The following is a 16,401-nucleotide window of genomic DNA, read 5'->3' as shown; positions in this document are numbered from 1 at the left end:
CTTGCCTTGTGTAGCGGCTACGAGCCGGCTTGCTGGATACGCTGGGCCAGCTTGGGATCGTTGCTCGATGCCTGGGCGATCTGATTGTACTGCTGGACCGATAGACCGTCGTTCTTGATGGTCGATATGATCTTCGAGTTCATCTGTTTATGGTACTGGCGAGCCTGTTTTTTGCTGTCGGCGTTGTTGATCTTGCTCTGCCAGTCCGAAACCACCGACTGCAGATCCTGCTGTGCTTCGGCGAAGCTTTGGATCTGGGATTTCGAAAAATCCGCGTGCTGGCCACTGTTCTGGCTGGAAAAACCCTGCTGCTGACCGCTATTGCCTTGTGCGAAGGCGGGGCCGGCCAGGCTGACTGCGATGAGGGCGCCTGCGCTGATTCCGAGGAATGTACGCATGAATGCATCCTTGTTTGAGTATGGTCGACGGGCGTAATCAAAGCCCGTCACCTCACTAACGACGCGATGCTCGATTGGGTTCCAATGCTTGGCCAAAAAAACACGCTCGATGCGGCCCGGGGTCTTGCGATGGTTGGTACCAGGGCCGCACTGGTGTTCGCCCATCGTATTCGGCCAGGCGCGAGTGGCCACGCCTCGGCCTCGCCACGGGGCGCCCAGGGTTTATTCGGGATGGGCAGCCATCCCGCATTGTGGTTGGCTGGCGTTGGGCCACACCGCGATGCTCGTTGCGCCTGGCGTGGGCTCGTAGAGCCCATTGACTGGCCCTAGCGTTCCCGACGACTGCGTAACGAGGCTTCGGTCAGATCGATATCGGCCATCACCCGGCGCATCGTCACGTCGTTGATCTGGGCCTTGCCGCGCAGTCGGTACAGTTCGTCGCGTTCGGCATTGAGCGCGGCCAGGCGTAGGGTGCGTTCCATGGCGAAGCCGCGCCGGGCGCGCTGTTTGTCCTCGGCATCCGAATCCGGATCCAGCCAGGGTTGATAGGCGGCCATGACCCGAGCGGCGACTTCGGCATAGAGCGAGGCATCGTCGGCATCGTCGGCTTCTTCCTTGCGCTGTTCGCGCATCCGGCCGAGGGCTTGAATAGCCGCCTTGGCCGAGGCGGCACGGGCATCGCGTTCTTCGGTGGCCCGCGGATCGTCCTGCGGCAGTTTGATCCGGCGCAGCAGCGGCGGCAGGGTCAGCGTGGCCATAACCAGAGATAGCAGGATTACCCCGGCTGCGATGAACACGAATACGCCGCGGCCGGGAAAGGGGGTGCCATCGGGTTTGACCAGCGGCAGCGACAATACCGCCGCCAGCGTGATCGCCCCGCGTACGCCGGCCAGCGTGGTGGCGGCGATGATGCGCGTGGTCAACCGCTGGACCCGCTCGCCGCGACTGCGGGCACGCATGATCACCAGCTTGAGCATGATCCAGACCCAGATAAAGCGGGCCAGGTAAAGCAACCCCATGACGGCGAATGGATAGGCCGCCATATGCAACCAGTCCACCCCGATCGCGCTCTTGGCTTCGCCGGCATGCGCCAGGATGACTGGGATTTGCTGGCCGAGCAGCACGAAGATCACGCCGTTGAATACGAATTCGAGCATCGCCCACATGCCACGGTTCTGCATCCGGGTGGTCAATTCGCCTTTGAGGGTATCGATATTGTTGAGCGTCATGCCGGCGGCAACGGCCGAAAGAATCCCAGAGACGCCCAGATGCTCGCCGACCAGATAAGCGCCGAACGGCAACAACAGCAGCAGCGCGACATGGCTAGAGGGGTCGTCGGCCCGCCACTGAGTCAAGAAATAGCGTACCTGGGCGAACAGCCAGGCCAATGCCCAGCCCACCGCCAGACCACCCGCGGCAATGACCAGGAAACTGAGCGTGGCATCCGTCAGAGAAAAGGCACCGGTCAGGGTGGCCGCGACCCCGAAACGCAGGGCGACCAGACCGGAGGCATCGTTCATCAACGCTTCGCCCTGGAGGATGTGTAGCAACCGCGGCGGAATCTGCGCATTGCCGGTGATCGCCGATACCGCCACTGCGTCGGTGGGCGACAATACGGCGCCGAGCGCAAAACCGGCCGCTAGCGGAACCTCGGGAATCAGCCAGTGCACGAAAAAACCCACGCAGAGCACGGTCACCATCACCAGCCCCAGGGCCAGGGCGGTGATCGGTACCAGCAGGCGTCGGAATTCGCGGCGCGGCATGCGCCAGGCATCGGCGAACAGCAGCGGCGGTATGAACAGCAGGAAGAATAGTTCTGGATCGAGCCGCACATGCAGGCCGAAGCTGGGCACCGCCAGTGCCGCGCCCAGCGCGATCTGGACCAGGGGGCGGGGCAGCCGAACCGGCAGTACCCCCATCATCACACCGGAAGCAGCAACGGTGAGTAATAGAATGAGCGTGGTGAAAACAATCGACATCGCGGGGACGACGGCCTTGAGCGCGGGAACTGGGCGCCTATTCTAGGCCAGAGGCATTTCCCATGGGACCCAGTACAGGCGCATCATGACCGGGGGAAATCCCTGTCTTAGGCATGGCCATGGCCACCATCGAGCACTGGGCCCGGCTGACCGGCCCCGAACTGACAACCCTGGTCGAACGTGACCCGGTCGCGATTCTGCCCGTGGCAGCGATCGAGCAGCACGGCCCGCATCTGCCGCTGGATACCGACGTAGTCATCGGCCACGGCCTTTTGCAGGCGGCGGCCGACCGTCTGGCTGATGACGGCTCTGAGCTGGCGGCCGTGATCCTGCCGACGCTGGCGCTGGGTTCCAGCCTTGAGCATACCGGCTTTGCCGGCACCCTCAGCCTGTCGGCCGAGCAGATGATCGCCCAGATTCGGGCCGTCGGCGCCGGCGTGGCCCGGGCCGGTATCCGCCGGCTGCTGCTGTTCAACAGTCACGGCGGTAACAAGGCCGAACTCGATATCGCAGCGCTGCAGCTGCGTCACGACTACGAGCTGCTGGTCACCAAGGCCAACTATTTCAGATTCGCCCGCCCGAGCGTCGATCTGCCGGCCGACGAACTGGCCCATGGCCTGCATGGCGGCGCTCTGGAAACCGCGATGATGCTCTATCTCGATTCCGAAGCCGTGCGGCGCGACGCGCTTGCCAATTACAAGTCGTTGGGCGCGAACCGAGCCGCCGCCGGCCTGACGCTCGGCCCTGAAGGCGATGCCGGCTTTGCCTGGCGTGCCGAAGATCTGCATCCGGCCGGGGTGACCGGCAACGCGATGCTGGCCGATGCCGAGATCGGCCATCGCTTGGTCGAAGGCTTTGCAGCACGCCTAAGCGAGATCGTGCGCGAGACCGCGAGCTTCGATCTATCGGTGTTCGAAGCGCGCTAGCCGTGGGCGTTATCGGCGCCAGGGCGGGCTCGCGCGGCAGCGCTTCGGTTTCTTCCGTAACCGAGTGCTGGTTACGGGCCGGCCGGACATGCCGATCGGCCGGAATTGCAAGGCGTCGCCCGTCGCGCGGTCGTCCAACTCGGCGCTGTCGTCGACAGCACTGGTGCGTTTTCGGCGCGACCTCCTGAAAGCCGTCGGTAACTTGAGGCGCCCGGAGCCGCGATGGGGCTGGTCAAGGCGAGGGATAGCTCCGAATCGCGTAGCGACGCCTGTTAAAGCTGTTCGTCGCGATCGCTTGGTTCGGCCAGCAGTGCATCGAGCCAGTGGCCGGCGCGCTGGGCCTTGGTAGTGAGATAGCGACGATTTTCTCGAGTCAGACGGCCATAGACGCTGCTGCGTCCGGCGACCTGGATCGCATCGTGGTTCATGGCGGCGAGTTTGGCCGGATTGTTGGTCAGCAGGTCGATATGGCTGACGCTGAGCTGTGCCAGCATCTCGCGGGCGATCGAATAGTCGCGCTCGTCTTGGCCGAAGCCGAGTACGCGGTCGGCATCGACCGTATCCAGGCCTTCGTCCTGCATCTGGTAGGCGCGCATCTTGTTGGCCAGCCCGATCCCGCGGCCTTCCTGGGCGAGATAGAGCAGCACACCGCCGCCGCGTTGCTGGATCGCGGCCAGGCTGGCCTTGAGCTGCGGGCCGCAGTCGCAGCGCAGGCTGCCGAACAGATCGCCGGTCAGGCAGGCCGAATGCAGACGCACCGGCACCGGATCGGGCCAGTTTGCCTCGTCGTCGATCAGGACCGCCACATGCTCGCGCAGCCCGTCGGCTTCGCGAAACACGACGAACCGCGAGCGCGGTGCGGCCTCCAGCGGCACATCGGCCGCGCTGATCCAACGCAGCAGGCTGGGCGCGGCGCGTTCGTGGGCGAATATATCCGCGGCATTGACCGACAGCAGGTCGCCGCGCGCTACGCGCTGGTCCAGGGTCTCGGCCAGTATGCCTTCGACCCGGGCGACCACCGCTGCCGGTATCAGCCGGCCGCGGCGCATCAGCGCGATCGCGGCCTCGTCGACCTGGTCGGTTTCGATTGCCGCCCGTGGCCGCGGCCAACTCGCATTTGGATCGCAGGCCCAGCCAATCACGTCCGCGCGGCTGTCTTCGGCAGCCAATGGCAATCCGGCCAGGGCAAGATCGCTATCCAGCCCGATATGACTCAGCCGGTGTCCGGTCAGCACCAGACGTGCCGGATCGGCGGCGCCTGCGCGCATATCCGTCAGCAGGCTGGCGTCGAGCGCTTCGATCGGCGCGACTAAATGGTCCCCGGCTGGGCTATTGATCACCACGGGCAGGCCACGGCGAAGATCGAAGATCGCGCGCTCAACGTGCTGCATGAAGTGATCCTGTATCGATTCCAATGGCTGGGCAGTCATGCAACCGTGCCTTAGGCTGGAACTGTCGGCGGCGACACGGTCCCGGCAGTTTCGTGAAAAAGGGCGCATATGATGCCAGTTATCGATGCCGACTACGCTTGGCGTTTGATTCGGGATGCACGTGAACAGCCCACCGATGCCCCGTGGCACCCCTGCGAAGGCTTGGTGATTCAGCCCGGCGGGGCCTGGTTGGCCGAAATCGCGGTTGATGACGAGGCCGCCGACCTGTTCGATATGTTGTTGCCGATCGCGTTCAGCGCGCCGCGGCTGGTGGTCGCCCAGCTCGGCCAGAGCCTCGACGGCCGGATCGCGACGGCCAGCGGCCATTCCTACTACGTCACCGGAGAAGCCAGTCGTATCCACCTGCATCGGCTGCGTGCGCTCGTCGATGCGGTTGTGGTCGGCGCCGGTACGGTCGCGGCCGACGATCCGCAGCTGACCGTGCGCCATGTCGACGGTACCCAGCCCAAACGCGTAGTGCTCGATCCGAATGCCCGAGTGCCGGCCGACTGTGGGCTGTTTTCGGATTCCGGACCAGAAACGTTGCACGGCGTACGCGAGGCCGGCCGAGCTGCGCCGGGCGCAACCCCGCTGGTGCTGCCGGACGTCTCGGCGGCCGCACTGCCGAGTACGTTGCTGGCGCTGTTGGCCGAGCGCGGTTTACAGCGAGTACTGATTGAGGGCGGCGGCGTGACCATTTCGCATTTCATCAATGCCAATCGCGTCGATCGCCTGCATACGGTGGTCGCGCCGATGCTGATCGGCTCTGGCCGGCCTGGGCTGCTGCTCGACGAAATCGAAACCCTCGATCAGGCCCGGCGGCCGAAAACGCGCTCGTTCGTCCTGGGCGACGACCGGCTTTACGACCTGGAGCTGAATCCGCGGGCCTGAGCGCAGTTGCCGGTCGGTTGGATGGCGTACCCGCCCTGGCGAGCGCTATCGCGCAGCGAACCGCGGCGTTGCGCATCGCGGGTGTGTTAGCGCGGCCGAGGGCAGGCTTTCGTGATGCTCTGCGTGGGCCGAGACCTGGGGCAGTGCAACGACACGCGCGATCGGTCGCGCCCGATGCCGGGTTGGCCTAGGCAGGTTGCGGTTTCTCCGTGCGCTGCGTTGCCGGCTTACATCGTAGCGGACGAGGCGTGAGCCACCAGTTACGGGCGTGTCCCGATCAAGGCGCGCAAGGCAGGCCGGCGCGATTCGCGGCGCAACACTTCGGGGCAACGGCTGTGGGCCCGCTGTCCCGTGTTCCTGCTCACTGAGGTAGCGCCACGACGCCGCACTCGCGGGGCCTCGGTTTGCCGCCCGACAGAGCCTTCGGCGCGGACCCGCAGGAACCGCAACACGCTCTAGTGCCGCCTCACGGGCTGCGCCCGATGTATGGCTTAGACGAGTTCTCAGCCGGCGCCCAGCACTCCCAGCACGTCGACATGGCCGACGCTCAGAGCATGTTCGCTGTCAATGACCGCGTGGGTACGCCGTTCGGCCCAGTTCGCAAGCGTCGAGGCCAGATCCGGCCGCCGAGTGGCGACAGCGCCGCGCCAGCCGTCGATCAACGACGCCACGAGGTCCGCGTCAGCCGGGCCCAGGCGCCAGGGACTGGGCATGGCCGTGACCGCAAAGCCATGGGCCGACAGCGTATTGATCAGCTGGGCCGGGGCGCGGCCGCCAAGTGCGGGGCCCAGGCCCTTGTCGCGCTGCTGATCTTTGGCCAGCTCGGCGCGCACCAGGCCATCGAGTGGATCGGCCGGGCCGTCAAAATCGATATGGCCGTCGATGCTCAGGGCCATCAGCAGCGCGCTGCCCTGGGCCGCACAGCGGGCGGCTAGGGCATCCATCCAGGCTGGTGAAACCAGATCGAGCAACGCTGAGGCCGTGACCAGATCGGCGCCATCGATGGCCGTGCCGAGGTCGGCCCCGAGGTCGATGGCCTGGGTTTCCAGGGTATCGGCGGGGGCCAGTCCGGCGCTCTGGGCCTCGATCGTATCGAGCAGGCCGGCATCGTGATCCAGTAGCCGCCAATGCTGCGGCCCGGGCAGCCTGGGCGCCAGATAACGAAAATTCGAGCCACGGCCGGCGCCTAGGTCAACGATCGTGACGGTTGGGCTAGAGCGCCGGCTCAAATGGCAGCAGACTGCTGCACAGAGCCCGGCGGAACGGCTTCTGTGATCGATGGCTTCGCGCTCGGCGAGCCAGTCGCTTTCAAATACCGAGCCGGCGGCCGGCGTGCTCATGTCGTCGCCATGCGGTTGAGCACGGCCGCGAAGCGTTGTCCGGCATCCGACCAGCCTGGCAGCGTCTGGCCGGCCCGGCGTGCCCCGGCCGCGAGTTCGGCGTAGGCCGCGGCGTCGGATAGCAGGTACTGCAGCGCATCGGCCAGTGCTTGGGCATCGCCGGGCGGCACCGCGATTCCGGCATCGTTGGGCAAGGTATCGGCCAGGGCGCCGCCGGTCGTGGTAACCACGGGCAGACCATGGGCCAGAGCCTCGGTAATCACCATGCCGTAGCCTTCGTAGTAGGACGGCAACACGAATAGATGCGCGCTCTGATAGGCCGCCGATAGACTTGCGGGCGGCCGGCTGCCAAGCAGTTCGATGCGCTCGTTGAGTTGATGCGCTGCGATTGCCCGACGGGCTTCGGCCACGCAGTCGGGATCGCGGTCGAGATCGCCGATGCAGTCGCAATGCCAGTGCTGCTTGGCGATCCGGGCCAGCGCGTCGATCAGGATCGTGTGGCCCTTACGCGGAATGAGGCTAGCAACACACAGCAGCCGCGGTACCGCTGCATCCGGGCGGCGCGCCGTGCTCGGCTTGTCGAGGCCGGGCTCGACGATATCCAGTCGTTGCTTGGCCACGCCGTAGCCATCGATCAGGCGTTGTGCGATGAAACGGCTGGTGACCACGACATGGGCGACCTGGGCCAGAGCCTGTCGCTCGCTGTCGTAGAGCCGTGCGGCGAGGACCTCGTCGATGCCCGATTCGTCGGCCAGCGGATGGTGGATCAGCGCGACCAGTATTAGCCGCCCGGCATGTTCGGCAATGACGTTCGGCAAGCCACCGAGCGCCAGGCCGTCAATGATCACGGTGGTGCCATCGGCAAGATCGGCCAGCGCGTCGTGCATGGCCGATGCCGCGGTGGGGTCGGCCTCGGGGAAACGGCCAGCCAATCCGATGCGCTCTACTGGGCAGCCGGCTTCGGTCAGCGCTGCCGCGATCCGGGCATCGTAGATATAGCCACCGGTGTACTGTTCGGGATCGCCAGCGACGATCATGGGCAACGCCTGACTCATAGATCGGCCTCGTAGCCGGCCCAGGCGATATGCGATTCCGACAGCTGCACGCCGATTCGGGCGATGCCCGAACCCGAGTCGCCAAGCCGACCCGTTGCGATTGCCGCGGCCATACGCTGATGAACGACGCCGGCCATGAACTCGGTCGTGGTGTTGTGGCCGGCCAGATCCGGGTGCTCGTCTAGATTGCTGAGATTGAATTCGGCGACGATCTCAGCCAGGACCTCGGAGGCTGCGCCGATATCGACCACCAGATCGTCGCCGTCGAGCGTCGGGCGATAGAAAGTCACGTCCACGACATAGGTCGCGCCGTGCAGATTCTGGGCCGGACCAAAGGTCGGGCTTTGAAAGCTGTGGGCGATCATCATGTGATCGCGCACGGTCAGTTGATACATGGCTCATCCGGTGGGTCGGGATAGACGATCCGTTGGCACAGCGTACGATCGGCCGGATCGGCTAAACGTGCCATGACCTCGGGCAGCATATCGAAGACGGCGTCTTCATCGATCAGGGCATCCAGACGCGAATCCGCGCAGAGCGATACGGCTAACGCCAGACGCTGGCTATGATCCCAGCGCGCGGCGCGCGCCGGGGCGACGGTGCCGACCTGGGTCGCGCGCAGTGTCAGCCGCCGCGAATGAAAAGCGCCGCCCAGTGGTGCGGTCGTCGGGCGAGTGCCGAACCAGCTCATCTCGATGATCTCGGCCTCGTCGCCGGCCAAGCTGAGCGCGGTATCCAGGCCGGCGGAGGTGGCGCTGGCATGGAACACCAGATCGCAGCCGCCACAGGCGGTCTCCGGCGCGGCGAACCCGACATCCAAGGCTTGGGCCGTATCGGCACGGCTCGGATCGATATCGATCAGTTGTACTGTAACGCCGGGAATACGCGCGCACAGCGCGGCGGTCAGGCAGCCGATCACGCCGGCGCCGACCACAGCGATCCGGTCGCCGACTCGCGGCCCGGCGTCCCATAGCGCGTTCACGGCGGTTTCCATATTGGCCGCCAGTACCGCGCGCCCGGCCGGCACGGAGTCGGGTACGGTGACGACTGCCTCGGGCGACACGACATAGCGGCTCTGGTGCGGGTACAGGCAGAATACGGTCTGCCCGATCCAACCTGCCGGGCCGGATTCGACAACGCCGACATTCGCGTAGCCGTGCTTGACCGGGCCGGGCAGTTCGCCGGCCTGGAATGGCGCGCGCATACGTGTGTATTCGCTTTCCGGTACGGCCCCGTCATAAACTAGCATCTCGGTGCCGCGGCTTATGGCTGAAAAGCGCGTGCGTATGACCAAATCGTTTTCGCCGGGGAAGGGCAGCGTTTCGGTACGCAGACACGCGCCGTGTGGTGGCGTAAGCCATAACGCGCGAGCGGTCATTGCTGACATGACGGTTCAACCGGCCGTTCGGATATCGGGCCAAGCCTAAGCGCTGTGGGAGGTCGTGACTATGGCAGCACGGATGTCTTCACTATGCACTTATGCCGCGATCGTAGTATTTTATACACCATTCACTGACGGGGTTCGGCCGCAAGAATCGGCCAAAGGGATTGGGTTGTGAAGAAGAATCTGTTCGAACGTTTCGTCACCCAAGGCACGTTGGTTCTTCATTTCGCTGATAGCGGCGGGGAAGAACGTTACGGTTCCGGTGCACCGGTCGCACATGTGCATCTGCGCAATCCCAAAGTGCTGCGTCGGCTGCTGGCCGATCCCGAAATGGCTTTTGGCGAAACCTATATGAAAGGCGACTGGTGGCCGGGCGATGGCGGCCTGCTAGCGGTATTTCGGCTGTATTTCGCCAATGGCGACAATTTCGGCGACGGCAACCGCTTCGTCGATCTGGCGCGGCGGGCTTTTCGCGGCGTTTCGGAAATGAACAGTCGGATTAAATCCGAGCGCAACGTCCAGCACCACTACGACATCGACAACGAGCTGTTCCAGCATTTCCTCGACGAGGACATGCAGTATTCCTGTGCCTATTTCGAGCGTGACGATATGACGCTCGACGAGGCCCAGCGCGCTAAACTGGCACATATCGGTCGCAAGCTGCTGCTCAAGCCGGGCGACAAGGTGCTCGACATCGGCTGCGGCTGGGGCGGGATGGCGTTGTATCTGGCCGAGACCTATGACGTCGAGGTGGTTGGGCTGACGCTGTCGAATGATCAATTCAGCCACGCCAAGAAACGCGCCGAAGCTAAGGGCCTAAGCCACCGCGTGACCTTTCTCAAGGAAGATTATCGCGAGCATCAGGGCGCCTACGACGCCATCGTGTCGGTGGGCATGTTCGAGCACGTCGGCCGGCCGCAATACCAGACGTTTTTCGATCAGGTCGCACGGCTGCTCAAGCCGGACGGGCGCAGCCTGATCCATACCATCGCTCGCAACGGCGTGCCGCCGCGCGATAGCCGTAACTGGATCACCAAGTACATCTTCCCGGGTGGCTATATCCCGTCGCTGTCCGATATCGCCCCGTGTGTCGAAAACACCGGCATGGATCTGTCGGATCTGGAAGTCTGGCGTATCCACTATGCCCGCACACTGGCGGCCTGGAACGAGCGTTTCCAACAACGCCGCGACGTTTTTCGCGAGCGGCTGGGCGAACGATTCTGTCGGATGTGGGAGTTCTACCTGCTGGGCTGCGAGGCGATCTTCCGCTATGGCGACCTGGTCGTCTATCACGTCCAATTGGCGCATAGCAACGACGTGGTACCGCTGACCCGCGACTATCTGTATGACGAGCACGACGAGGGCATGGTTGTGCCCCCGGCGCAATCAATGAGCCAGGCGGGCTAAAACCGGCACTGCGACCGCGCGCCGAGCGGGCAGCCGCGGGCCACCGATCACAGCGACCGATGGCGCGACGGCCTCGGTCGGTTATCGTGGAATGCCGAGCTTGTCGATGAAGCGGGCTTTAAAGCTTTGGCCGGCGTCGACTAAGGCCGATATTCAAGCCCCGGTCCGGATCGGCTGGCGCCGATAGGTTGGGGCGCACCCGCCAGCATCGACGTCACGTCGCCCCCGGCAGGCCTTCGGAACGATTTCGAAAGCTATTGCAGGTAAAGCATGGCTCGACGACCCTGCGCCCGAGCTCGGTACTGCGCGCCGGCCGTCGTTGCGAACCGGAGTGGTATTAAAGCCGGCCTTGTTCTCGAACCCGATACCAGCCCTCATTGTCCGGCCGGCCGAGTTGGCCCAGGATCTTCTTGAGCCGCTCGTCGGCCCCGGCCCGAGCCCGCAGTCGAACGTTGAGATCGTAGCGTCGTTGGCCGACCAGACGCACTTGACCGGTCAGCGCGAGCGGCCCGTGGCTATCGACGATCTCGGCGGCCAAGCCGTCGTCGGTATGGGTGACTTGCGCTTGAAAGCGGCCTAGCGTCAGCGGCGGATTGAGCAGTTCCCAACGGCTGTTGGTCAACTGTACCTGGCCGTCCAGAGCACTGACCTTGAGCTGGTCGTCGAAGCTGACCTGGCTCAAGTCGAGCCCGATACGGCCGGACAACGGCACGAACGTATAGCCGGCCAGATCCGCGGCCCAACCAATCGTGGCTTCGCCGTGGAGGTGGCGAATCGTATTGCCACCGAACAGACTGCGATCGACATTGCCCGACAGATGACCGAGATCGGTATCGGTCCGAACGGAGACCGACAACCGCCCGAGCAATAGCGCGGCTGGGGCCAGCTGCCATTGTAGATTGTCGAGCGCACCGTCGGGCAGCGATACGTAGGCCGCCTGGCCGTCGAGCAGGGTGCCGCTGACACCTTGCAACTGCACCGGCGTACCGTCGGTCGTCCAATGGGCCACCAAGGAAGCCGGCAGATACACCACCAAGCCGATCACAAAAGCGATCCCGCCGGCGATCGCGAACCGGAACCGGCGCCACTTCATGAGGCCTCCCGGCTCAGCGTCAGGCGGGCTTCGACCAGGCCGGCGGTGTCTTCTTCGCGCGAGATCGTGGCTTCGGTCGCAACTACGCCGTACTGGCTCTGTAGCGTCTGCAGCCAATACAGCATGCGGTTGAAGTTGGCCTCGTCGAGGGTTACCGAGGCCTGGTCGTTGTTCCGTGGCTGGATATGGGTCACGGCTTTGCCGAGCTGATTGGCCCGGCTGCTCTCATCGACGATGCTCAGCAGCGAACGATTGCTACCGGTAGGCGCGCGATGTTGCGAGGAGGAGCGCAGCAGCTGGGCTTCGTTGCGGATGCCGAGCATCCAGCGGGCCTGGTTCGACTCGGCGGTGACCTGCGCCTGGGCATCGGTGAGGGCATTGTTCAGAGGCTGCCAAAGGGCATAGTAGAACAGCGCGATCACGACCATCACCGCCGCGATCGAGACCATCACGCGCTCGCGCGGGGCCAGGGTGTGGAACCATTCCTTCAGGGCGTTCATGAGTTCGCCCCCTGGCTGACCGTGGCCCGGATCTGAACGCCGGCTGCGCTGGCATCAGCACTGTCGACCGATAACCGGATCCGATCCTGCTGGGCGAAGCCAGCGCGCAGGGTCTCCACGGATTGGACGTTTTCGCCGTTGATGCTCAGGCTGAGCTGGCCGTTGCGGTATTGCATAGACTGAACTTCCAGCGCATCGGTCTGGCCAGCGACCGCCGCGACCGCCTGTACGAGCGGGAACAGGCCGCCGGCGCCCCCGGCGCCGCGCAGCTGGCGAATCCCTTCCTCGGCTTGTACGCGCAGATCATTGATGTTCTGAACGTTCGGAAAGGCTTCGTGAAAAGCCGACAAGGTCTGATCGTGCAGATGCTCGATCCGGTTGTTGAGCTGCCAGGTTTCGATGGCGCGCCCGGCGATGGCGATCACCAGCCAAGTCGCGGCCAGCGCCGCGGTCCAGATCAACGGCCGCCATTGCGACTGGAACTGGGAGCGACGTGCGAACGCGCCCTGCCGAAGATTGAGCCCGCCGCGGCCGATGTCGGCGCCGGCCAGAAGCGTGGCGAGTATGCCGTCGTCGCTGTGGTGCAGCGACTCATGGACGGCTGGTTCGGTGTCGCCGGACCAGTCGATCGCCACGAGCGACCGTGCTGTGGTTGCAGAGGTTGCATGCACGGTCACGGCGCCAGGCGTATCCAGGGCGCCGGCCACCAGCGGCCAGAGCTCGATATCGGTAGCTAGGCCGGCTTCGGGACCGGTTCGCGCCACGACGCGCTCGTCGACGACCGCGATCTGCCAGGCGCCGGGTTCCGGTCGGGGCAGGGCCATCGCCTCCGGCAGAATGCGTACTGCGTCGATCCCCGCATCTGCGAGCGTGTCGACCAAGGCGCTCATGCGCGCCAGGTCGATGACTGCGACCGGCGTTTCGCCGTGTCGGTCCGGGGCGCCGGCCAGGGCGAAATGCAGTTCTTCCACCCGACCGGCCAGCCGGTCCTCGAGGGCATAGCGCGCGGCCTGAAGGCGCCGCGATGCCGAGCGGATCGGCGGCAAGGTCGCACGGGTCAGCAGCACATCCTCGCCGGGGATAATCACCGAAACCTCGGCGTCGGCACCGGCCGAGCTTGCGAACTCCGCCAGTTCGCCGCGTACCGGCTGGCCGGCCTCATCCAACCAAGCTGCCTGATGTCCGTCGAAATACAACGCAAGCCGTCGGGCCACGTCAGCTCCCTGAAAAAGTGATGAGACGCGCGCCGGCCCCCGGGCGCGCCGATCCGATCCGGCAGTCTAACGCAGACGCCGGGGCTGTCGAGGTATCAAACCTGGGCCAGTGCATCGTCAGTACGCCTGGGTGGCATGGCGGACGACCTCGACTGCGCCGTTGCCGCTGCGATGCAACACGGCATAGAACTGGGTGGCGCTGTTGCCGACACTGATGCGCCCGCTGACCAGAAAATAGTCGGTAGAAACCGCGATCGATATGCCCTTGGCCGGTTGGCCGGCCACGGCGTCGGCCTGAAGAAACGCCTGTGTCGATTCCCAGGGCGAATCCTGGCGTGCCGCTGCGAGCTGCTGGCCGCTGTTGTCGGGCAAGTCGGGCAACAGCGACTGCAGCACCGGCGCGCCGGCCGTATCGACGTTGATCGCAGTCGCGGTGGGCAGCGCACAGATATAGGGCGCAAGGCGCCGATAGAGCTGGGGCGTCATGCCGCGCACGGCGCGCAGTTCGCTGGGGCTGACCATCAGGGTGTTGCCAGTGCGATAGGCAGGGCTAAGACCGAGATAGTAGTCGTCTTCCGCCCCATAGGGCCGGGCCGGCTGGATATCGTCGTCGATCCAGTCGCGGGTGGCCTGGGCGATGGTTCGGGCAGTGATTTCGTCGGTATCGGAGACGGCTTCGATCAAGCGAACGAACTGCGCGGTGCTGGACTCGGCGTTACCAAGTGCCAGATTGTTGAGATTGAAACGCCCCTGGAGATCGACGATCTGACCGCTGATCGAGCCGCCGTCGATGGGTAAGTAGTCGACCGGCTGGGCCCAGGCTTCTTTCAAGGTATCGATTTTCGAATGCCGGGCGTCTTCGCGCAGCTGGGTGCCGAGCCAGTTCTCGATACCGATGCCATACCACCAGGCCTGTTGGGCGTTCCAGATATTGCCGGAGCGATGCATGGCCAGCGTCATGCTCGCGATCATGGCGGTACTGATGATCGCGGCCAGGGCCATGATCAGCATGGCGGTCAAAAGGGCGACGCCGCGTTGCCGGGTCGGTTCGATCATAGGCGGGCACCCGGCAAGGCGAACAGCAGTCGCAGCCGCCCCCATTGCTCGGTCGCCAGTCGCAGCTCCACGGCCACCGGCGGCGGCCGATTGGCGTTTTCGGTGGTCGGGGCGAGCGAGCCGCCGTTATCGGGCGGCCAGCGGTCTTGCCAGTTGCCGTTGGTATCCAGGAACCGCCACTCGATGTTGTCGACCCCGGACAACAGGTCCGACCGCACGGGCTCGCTGTCCTGGGCTTGATCGAGTACGCGATAGTAGCCGCGTATCAGATGATGATCGCCCGACAACTCATAATGCACACGCTGCAGAGTGCTGCGCGGCTCCGACAGCGGATTGGCCCAGCCATCGCGGGTCAGGTTCAAGCCACGGTCAGGGCTGCCGATCAGAGGCGGCTCGGGATCGCCGAAGCGATCCCGGACGGGCCGATCGACGGTCTGCTCGATGTCTTGCTGCAGCCGCCATAGCGCCATCTGCAGTTCCTTGCTGCGATCTAGGGCCGTATCGATGGAATCGCGCGTGTTGATCACCGACGACAGACCGCCGTAGGCGATTGCTGCCATCACTGCGAACACGGCCATCGCGATCAACAGTTCGATCAGCGTGAACCCGCTCTGATCGGCGCGGCGCTTCACGAATCGTCCTCGTCGTCGCTGTTGCTGTCATTCGTGTCGTCGGCGCCGTTCGGATTATCCCGGGGTTGTTCGTGCTGGCTCAGAAAACCGCTCATGAGTACGATCGAGTCGTTGCTCGGTTGTTGGCGATCCGGATCCTTGGCATAGACCCGAACGTTGACGCGCCGGACATTGGGATCGGGCGAACTCTTGACCTCGGCCTCCCAGTGCCAGCGGCTGCCGCCCATCTGGGTATTGCCGTCGTGGCTGCCGGTATCCGGCCAGTTCGGAGCAAGCTGGTAGGCCACCAGCTGGTTACGGGCCACCCATTCGGCGACCGTGCGCTGTCGGATATAGGTCGCATAATCGGCGTTCTGGGCACCCGTGGAGACGAACGCCACCAGGGCGATCGCCAATACCGCGAGTGCGATCAGCACCTCGATCAGGGTGAAGCCAGCCTGCCGCGTACTCATCGGTCGATTCGCCTACGCTGGATATCGCCATTGGGCGCGCCCACGATCTGGAAACGGTGATCCACATCCTTGGCCGACATCTCAAGCGTGAACGGCAACAGTTCGCCGCTAGACAGAAACAGCGCCGCAGGCATGGCCAGAGCCTGATCGCGATCGTCGTCGTTTGGGTCGCTGTTGGCCGCTGCGGCTTCCGCAGCATCGGCTGGATTGGGCCCGGCGATCGGCGAGACCGGCAGGCTCAGCGTGGCGGCCTGTTCGTTGTTCGCATCATGGCTACCCTGGGCATTCAGTCGGTCGATATACAGATCATCGTCGAGCCGGCGCGGCCGCAAGGGCGAATCCCCGGCCGTGATCGGTTTCCAGCCGCTTTGGTGCAGCACGATGAAGCGATAGCCATGTTCGGTGACCTCCAGCCCGACTGTGTGTCCGGATAGGATCGCCTGATCGGCGGCGGTCTGGGCCAGAGCGAATAGCCGCTGCGACTCGGTATCCAGACGGTCACCCGGCCCGCTCGGATTCACCGATAGGGTCGCGAACGTCAACACCACGCCGACGATCACGAGCACCACCAGGATCTCGATCAGCGTGAAGCCGCGTTGGCGGGTTCGACACGATGGCACGGGGTGCGGGGCGGCGCCTAGCCG

The 16,401-nt window shown here is 64.7% G+C and carries 17 protein-coding genes; 3 read left to right on the top strand and 14 right to left on the bottom strand.

Annotated features, from left to right (window positions below; translation table 11 throughout):
* Nucleotides 1-17: 17 nt before the first annotated feature.
* Entirely contained in the window at nt 18-398 is a 381-nt protein-coding gene (locus tag V5738_RS09290; protein WP_423820527.1) for a DUF4168 domain-containing protein, read from the bottom strand.
* A 326-nt stretch (nt 399-724) separates the two neighbouring features.
* Nucleotides 725-2,377, bottom strand: a complete 1,653-nt coding sequence (locus V5738_RS09285; RefSeq protein WP_423820526.1) for a Na+/H+ antiporter — start codon at nt 2,375-2,377, stop codon at nt 725-727.
* Between the two features lie 113 nt (nt 2,378-2,490).
* Here V5738_RS09285 and V5738_RS09280 point away from each other — a divergent pair, with 113 nt between their 5' ends.
* Nucleotides 2,491-3,303, top strand: a complete 813-nt coding sequence (locus V5738_RS09280) for a creatininase family protein (protein ID WP_423820525.1) — start codon at nt 2,491-2,493, stop codon at nt 3,301-3,303.
* A 272-nt stretch (nt 3,304-3,575) separates the two neighbouring features.
* On the opposite strand, the gene ribA is transcribed toward V5738_RS09280, so the two are convergent.
* Nucleotides 3,576-4,694 carry a GTP cyclohydrolase II RibA gene (gene ribA, locus V5738_RS09275; protein WP_423820524.1) on the bottom strand — a complete coding sequence of 373 codons (1,119 nt, stop codon included), beginning with the start codon at nt 4,692-4,694 and terminating at the stop codon, nt 3,576-3,578.
* A 111-nt stretch (nt 4,695-4,805) separates the two neighbouring features.
* Here ribA and V5738_RS09270 point away from each other — a divergent pair, with 111 nt between their 5' ends.
* The gene (locus V5738_RS09270; RefSeq protein ID WP_423820523.1) at nt 4,806-5,624 is read left to right on the top strand and encodes a RibD family protein; all 819 of its coding nucleotides are present in this window, start codon (nt 4,806-4,808) and stop codon (nt 5,622-5,624) included.
* A gap of 503 nt (nt 5,625-6,127) precedes the next feature.
* Here V5738_RS09270 and V5738_RS09265 read toward each other — a convergent pair.
* Genes V5738_RS09265 through V5738_RS09250 form a run of 4 tightly spaced genes read right to left on the bottom strand, consistent with a single transcriptional unit; the run spans nt 6,128 to nt 9,406 of the window.
* Nucleotides 6,128-6,964: a class I SAM-dependent methyltransferase gene (locus V5738_RS09265; protein WP_423820522.1), complete on the bottom strand. Its 837-nt coding sequence runs from the start codon at nt 6,962-6,964 to the stop codon at nt 6,128-6,130.
* Entirely contained in the window at nt 6,961-8,019 is a 1,059-nt protein-coding gene (locus V5738_RS09260) for a glycosyltransferase family 4 protein (protein WP_423820521.1), read from the bottom strand. The genes V5738_RS09265 and V5738_RS09260 overlap by 4 nt, the downstream gene beginning before the upstream one ends.
* Nucleotides 8,016-8,414 (bottom strand): 6-pyruvoyl trahydropterin synthase family protein, encoded by a 399-nt coding sequence (locus tag V5738_RS09255; RefSeq protein ID WP_423820520.1) that lies wholly within the window; start codon nt 8,412-8,414, stop codon nt 8,016-8,018. Before V5738_RS09255 ends, V5738_RS09260 begins: the two co-directional genes overlap by 4 nt.
* Nucleotides 8,402-9,406: a zinc-dependent alcohol dehydrogenase gene (locus V5738_RS09250; RefSeq protein ID WP_423820519.1), complete on the bottom strand. Its 1,005-nt coding sequence runs from the start codon at nt 9,404-9,406 to the stop codon at nt 8,402-8,404. Before V5738_RS09250 ends, V5738_RS09255 begins: the two co-directional genes overlap by 13 nt.
* 168 nt (nt 9,407-9,574) lie before the next feature.
* On the opposite strand from V5738_RS09250, the gene V5738_RS09245 reads away from it, so the two are divergent.
* Complete coding sequence (locus V5738_RS09245; protein ID WP_423820518.1) at nt 9,575-10,810, top strand: class I SAM-dependent methyltransferase; 1,236 nt, start codon at nt 9,575-9,577, stop codon at nt 10,808-10,810.
* 337 nt (nt 10,811-11,147) lie between these two features.
* Here V5738_RS09245 and V5738_RS09240 read toward each other — a convergent pair whose 3' ends face one another.
* The 7 genes from V5738_RS09240 to gspH all read right to left on the bottom strand — a co-directional run bounded on the left by V5738_RS09240 (nt 11,148) and on the right by gspH (nt 16,377).
* The gene (locus V5738_RS09240) at nt 11,148-11,903 is read right to left on the bottom strand and encodes a type II secretion system protein N (RefSeq protein WP_423820517.1); all 756 of its coding nucleotides are present in this window, start codon (nt 11,901-11,903) and stop codon (nt 11,148-11,150) included.
* Entirely contained in the window at nt 11,900-12,403 is a 504-nt protein-coding gene (gspM, locus tag V5738_RS09235) for a type II secretion system protein GspM (protein WP_423820516.1), read from the bottom strand. The genes V5738_RS09240 and gspM overlap by 4 nt, the downstream gene beginning before the upstream one ends.
* Complete coding sequence (gene gspL / locus V5738_RS09230) at nt 12,400-13,617, bottom strand: type II secretion system protein GspL (protein WP_423824131.1); 1,218 nt, start codon at nt 13,615-13,617, stop codon at nt 12,400-12,402. Before gspL ends, gspM begins: the two co-directional genes overlap by 4 nt.
* A 117-nt stretch (nt 13,618-13,734) precedes the next feature.
* A complete protein-coding gene (gene gspK / locus V5738_RS09225; protein WP_423824130.1) occupies nt 13,735-14,673 on the bottom strand; it encodes a type II secretion system minor pseudopilin GspK in 939 nt (312 codons plus the stop codon).
* Complete coding sequence (gene gspJ, locus V5738_RS09220) at nt 14,670-15,305, bottom strand: type II secretion system minor pseudopilin GspJ (protein ID WP_423824129.1); 636 nt, start codon at nt 15,303-15,305, stop codon at nt 14,670-14,672. The genes gspK and gspJ overlap by 4 nt, the downstream gene beginning before the upstream one ends.
* Nucleotides 15,302-15,757 (bottom strand): type II secretion system minor pseudopilin GspI, encoded by a 456-nt coding sequence (gene gspI / locus V5738_RS09215; RefSeq protein WP_423824128.1) that lies wholly within the window; start codon nt 15,755-15,757, stop codon nt 15,302-15,304. Before gspI ends, gspJ begins: the two co-directional genes overlap by 4 nt.
* Entirely contained in the window at nt 15,754-16,377 is a 624-nt protein-coding gene (gene gspH, locus V5738_RS09210) for a type II secretion system minor pseudopilin GspH (protein WP_423824127.1), read from the bottom strand. Before gspH ends, gspI begins: the two co-directional genes overlap by 4 nt.
* Between the last annotated feature and the right edge of the window lie 24 nt (nt 16,378-16,401).

Origin of the sequence: Salinisphaera sp. SPP-AMP-43, assembly GCF_049568105.1 — a bacterium.
Classification (GTDB): Bacteria; Pseudomonadota; Gammaproteobacteria; order Nevskiales; family Salinisphaeraceae; genus Salinisphaera.
This window is presented reverse-complemented; position numbering and strand designations above follow the sequence as displayed.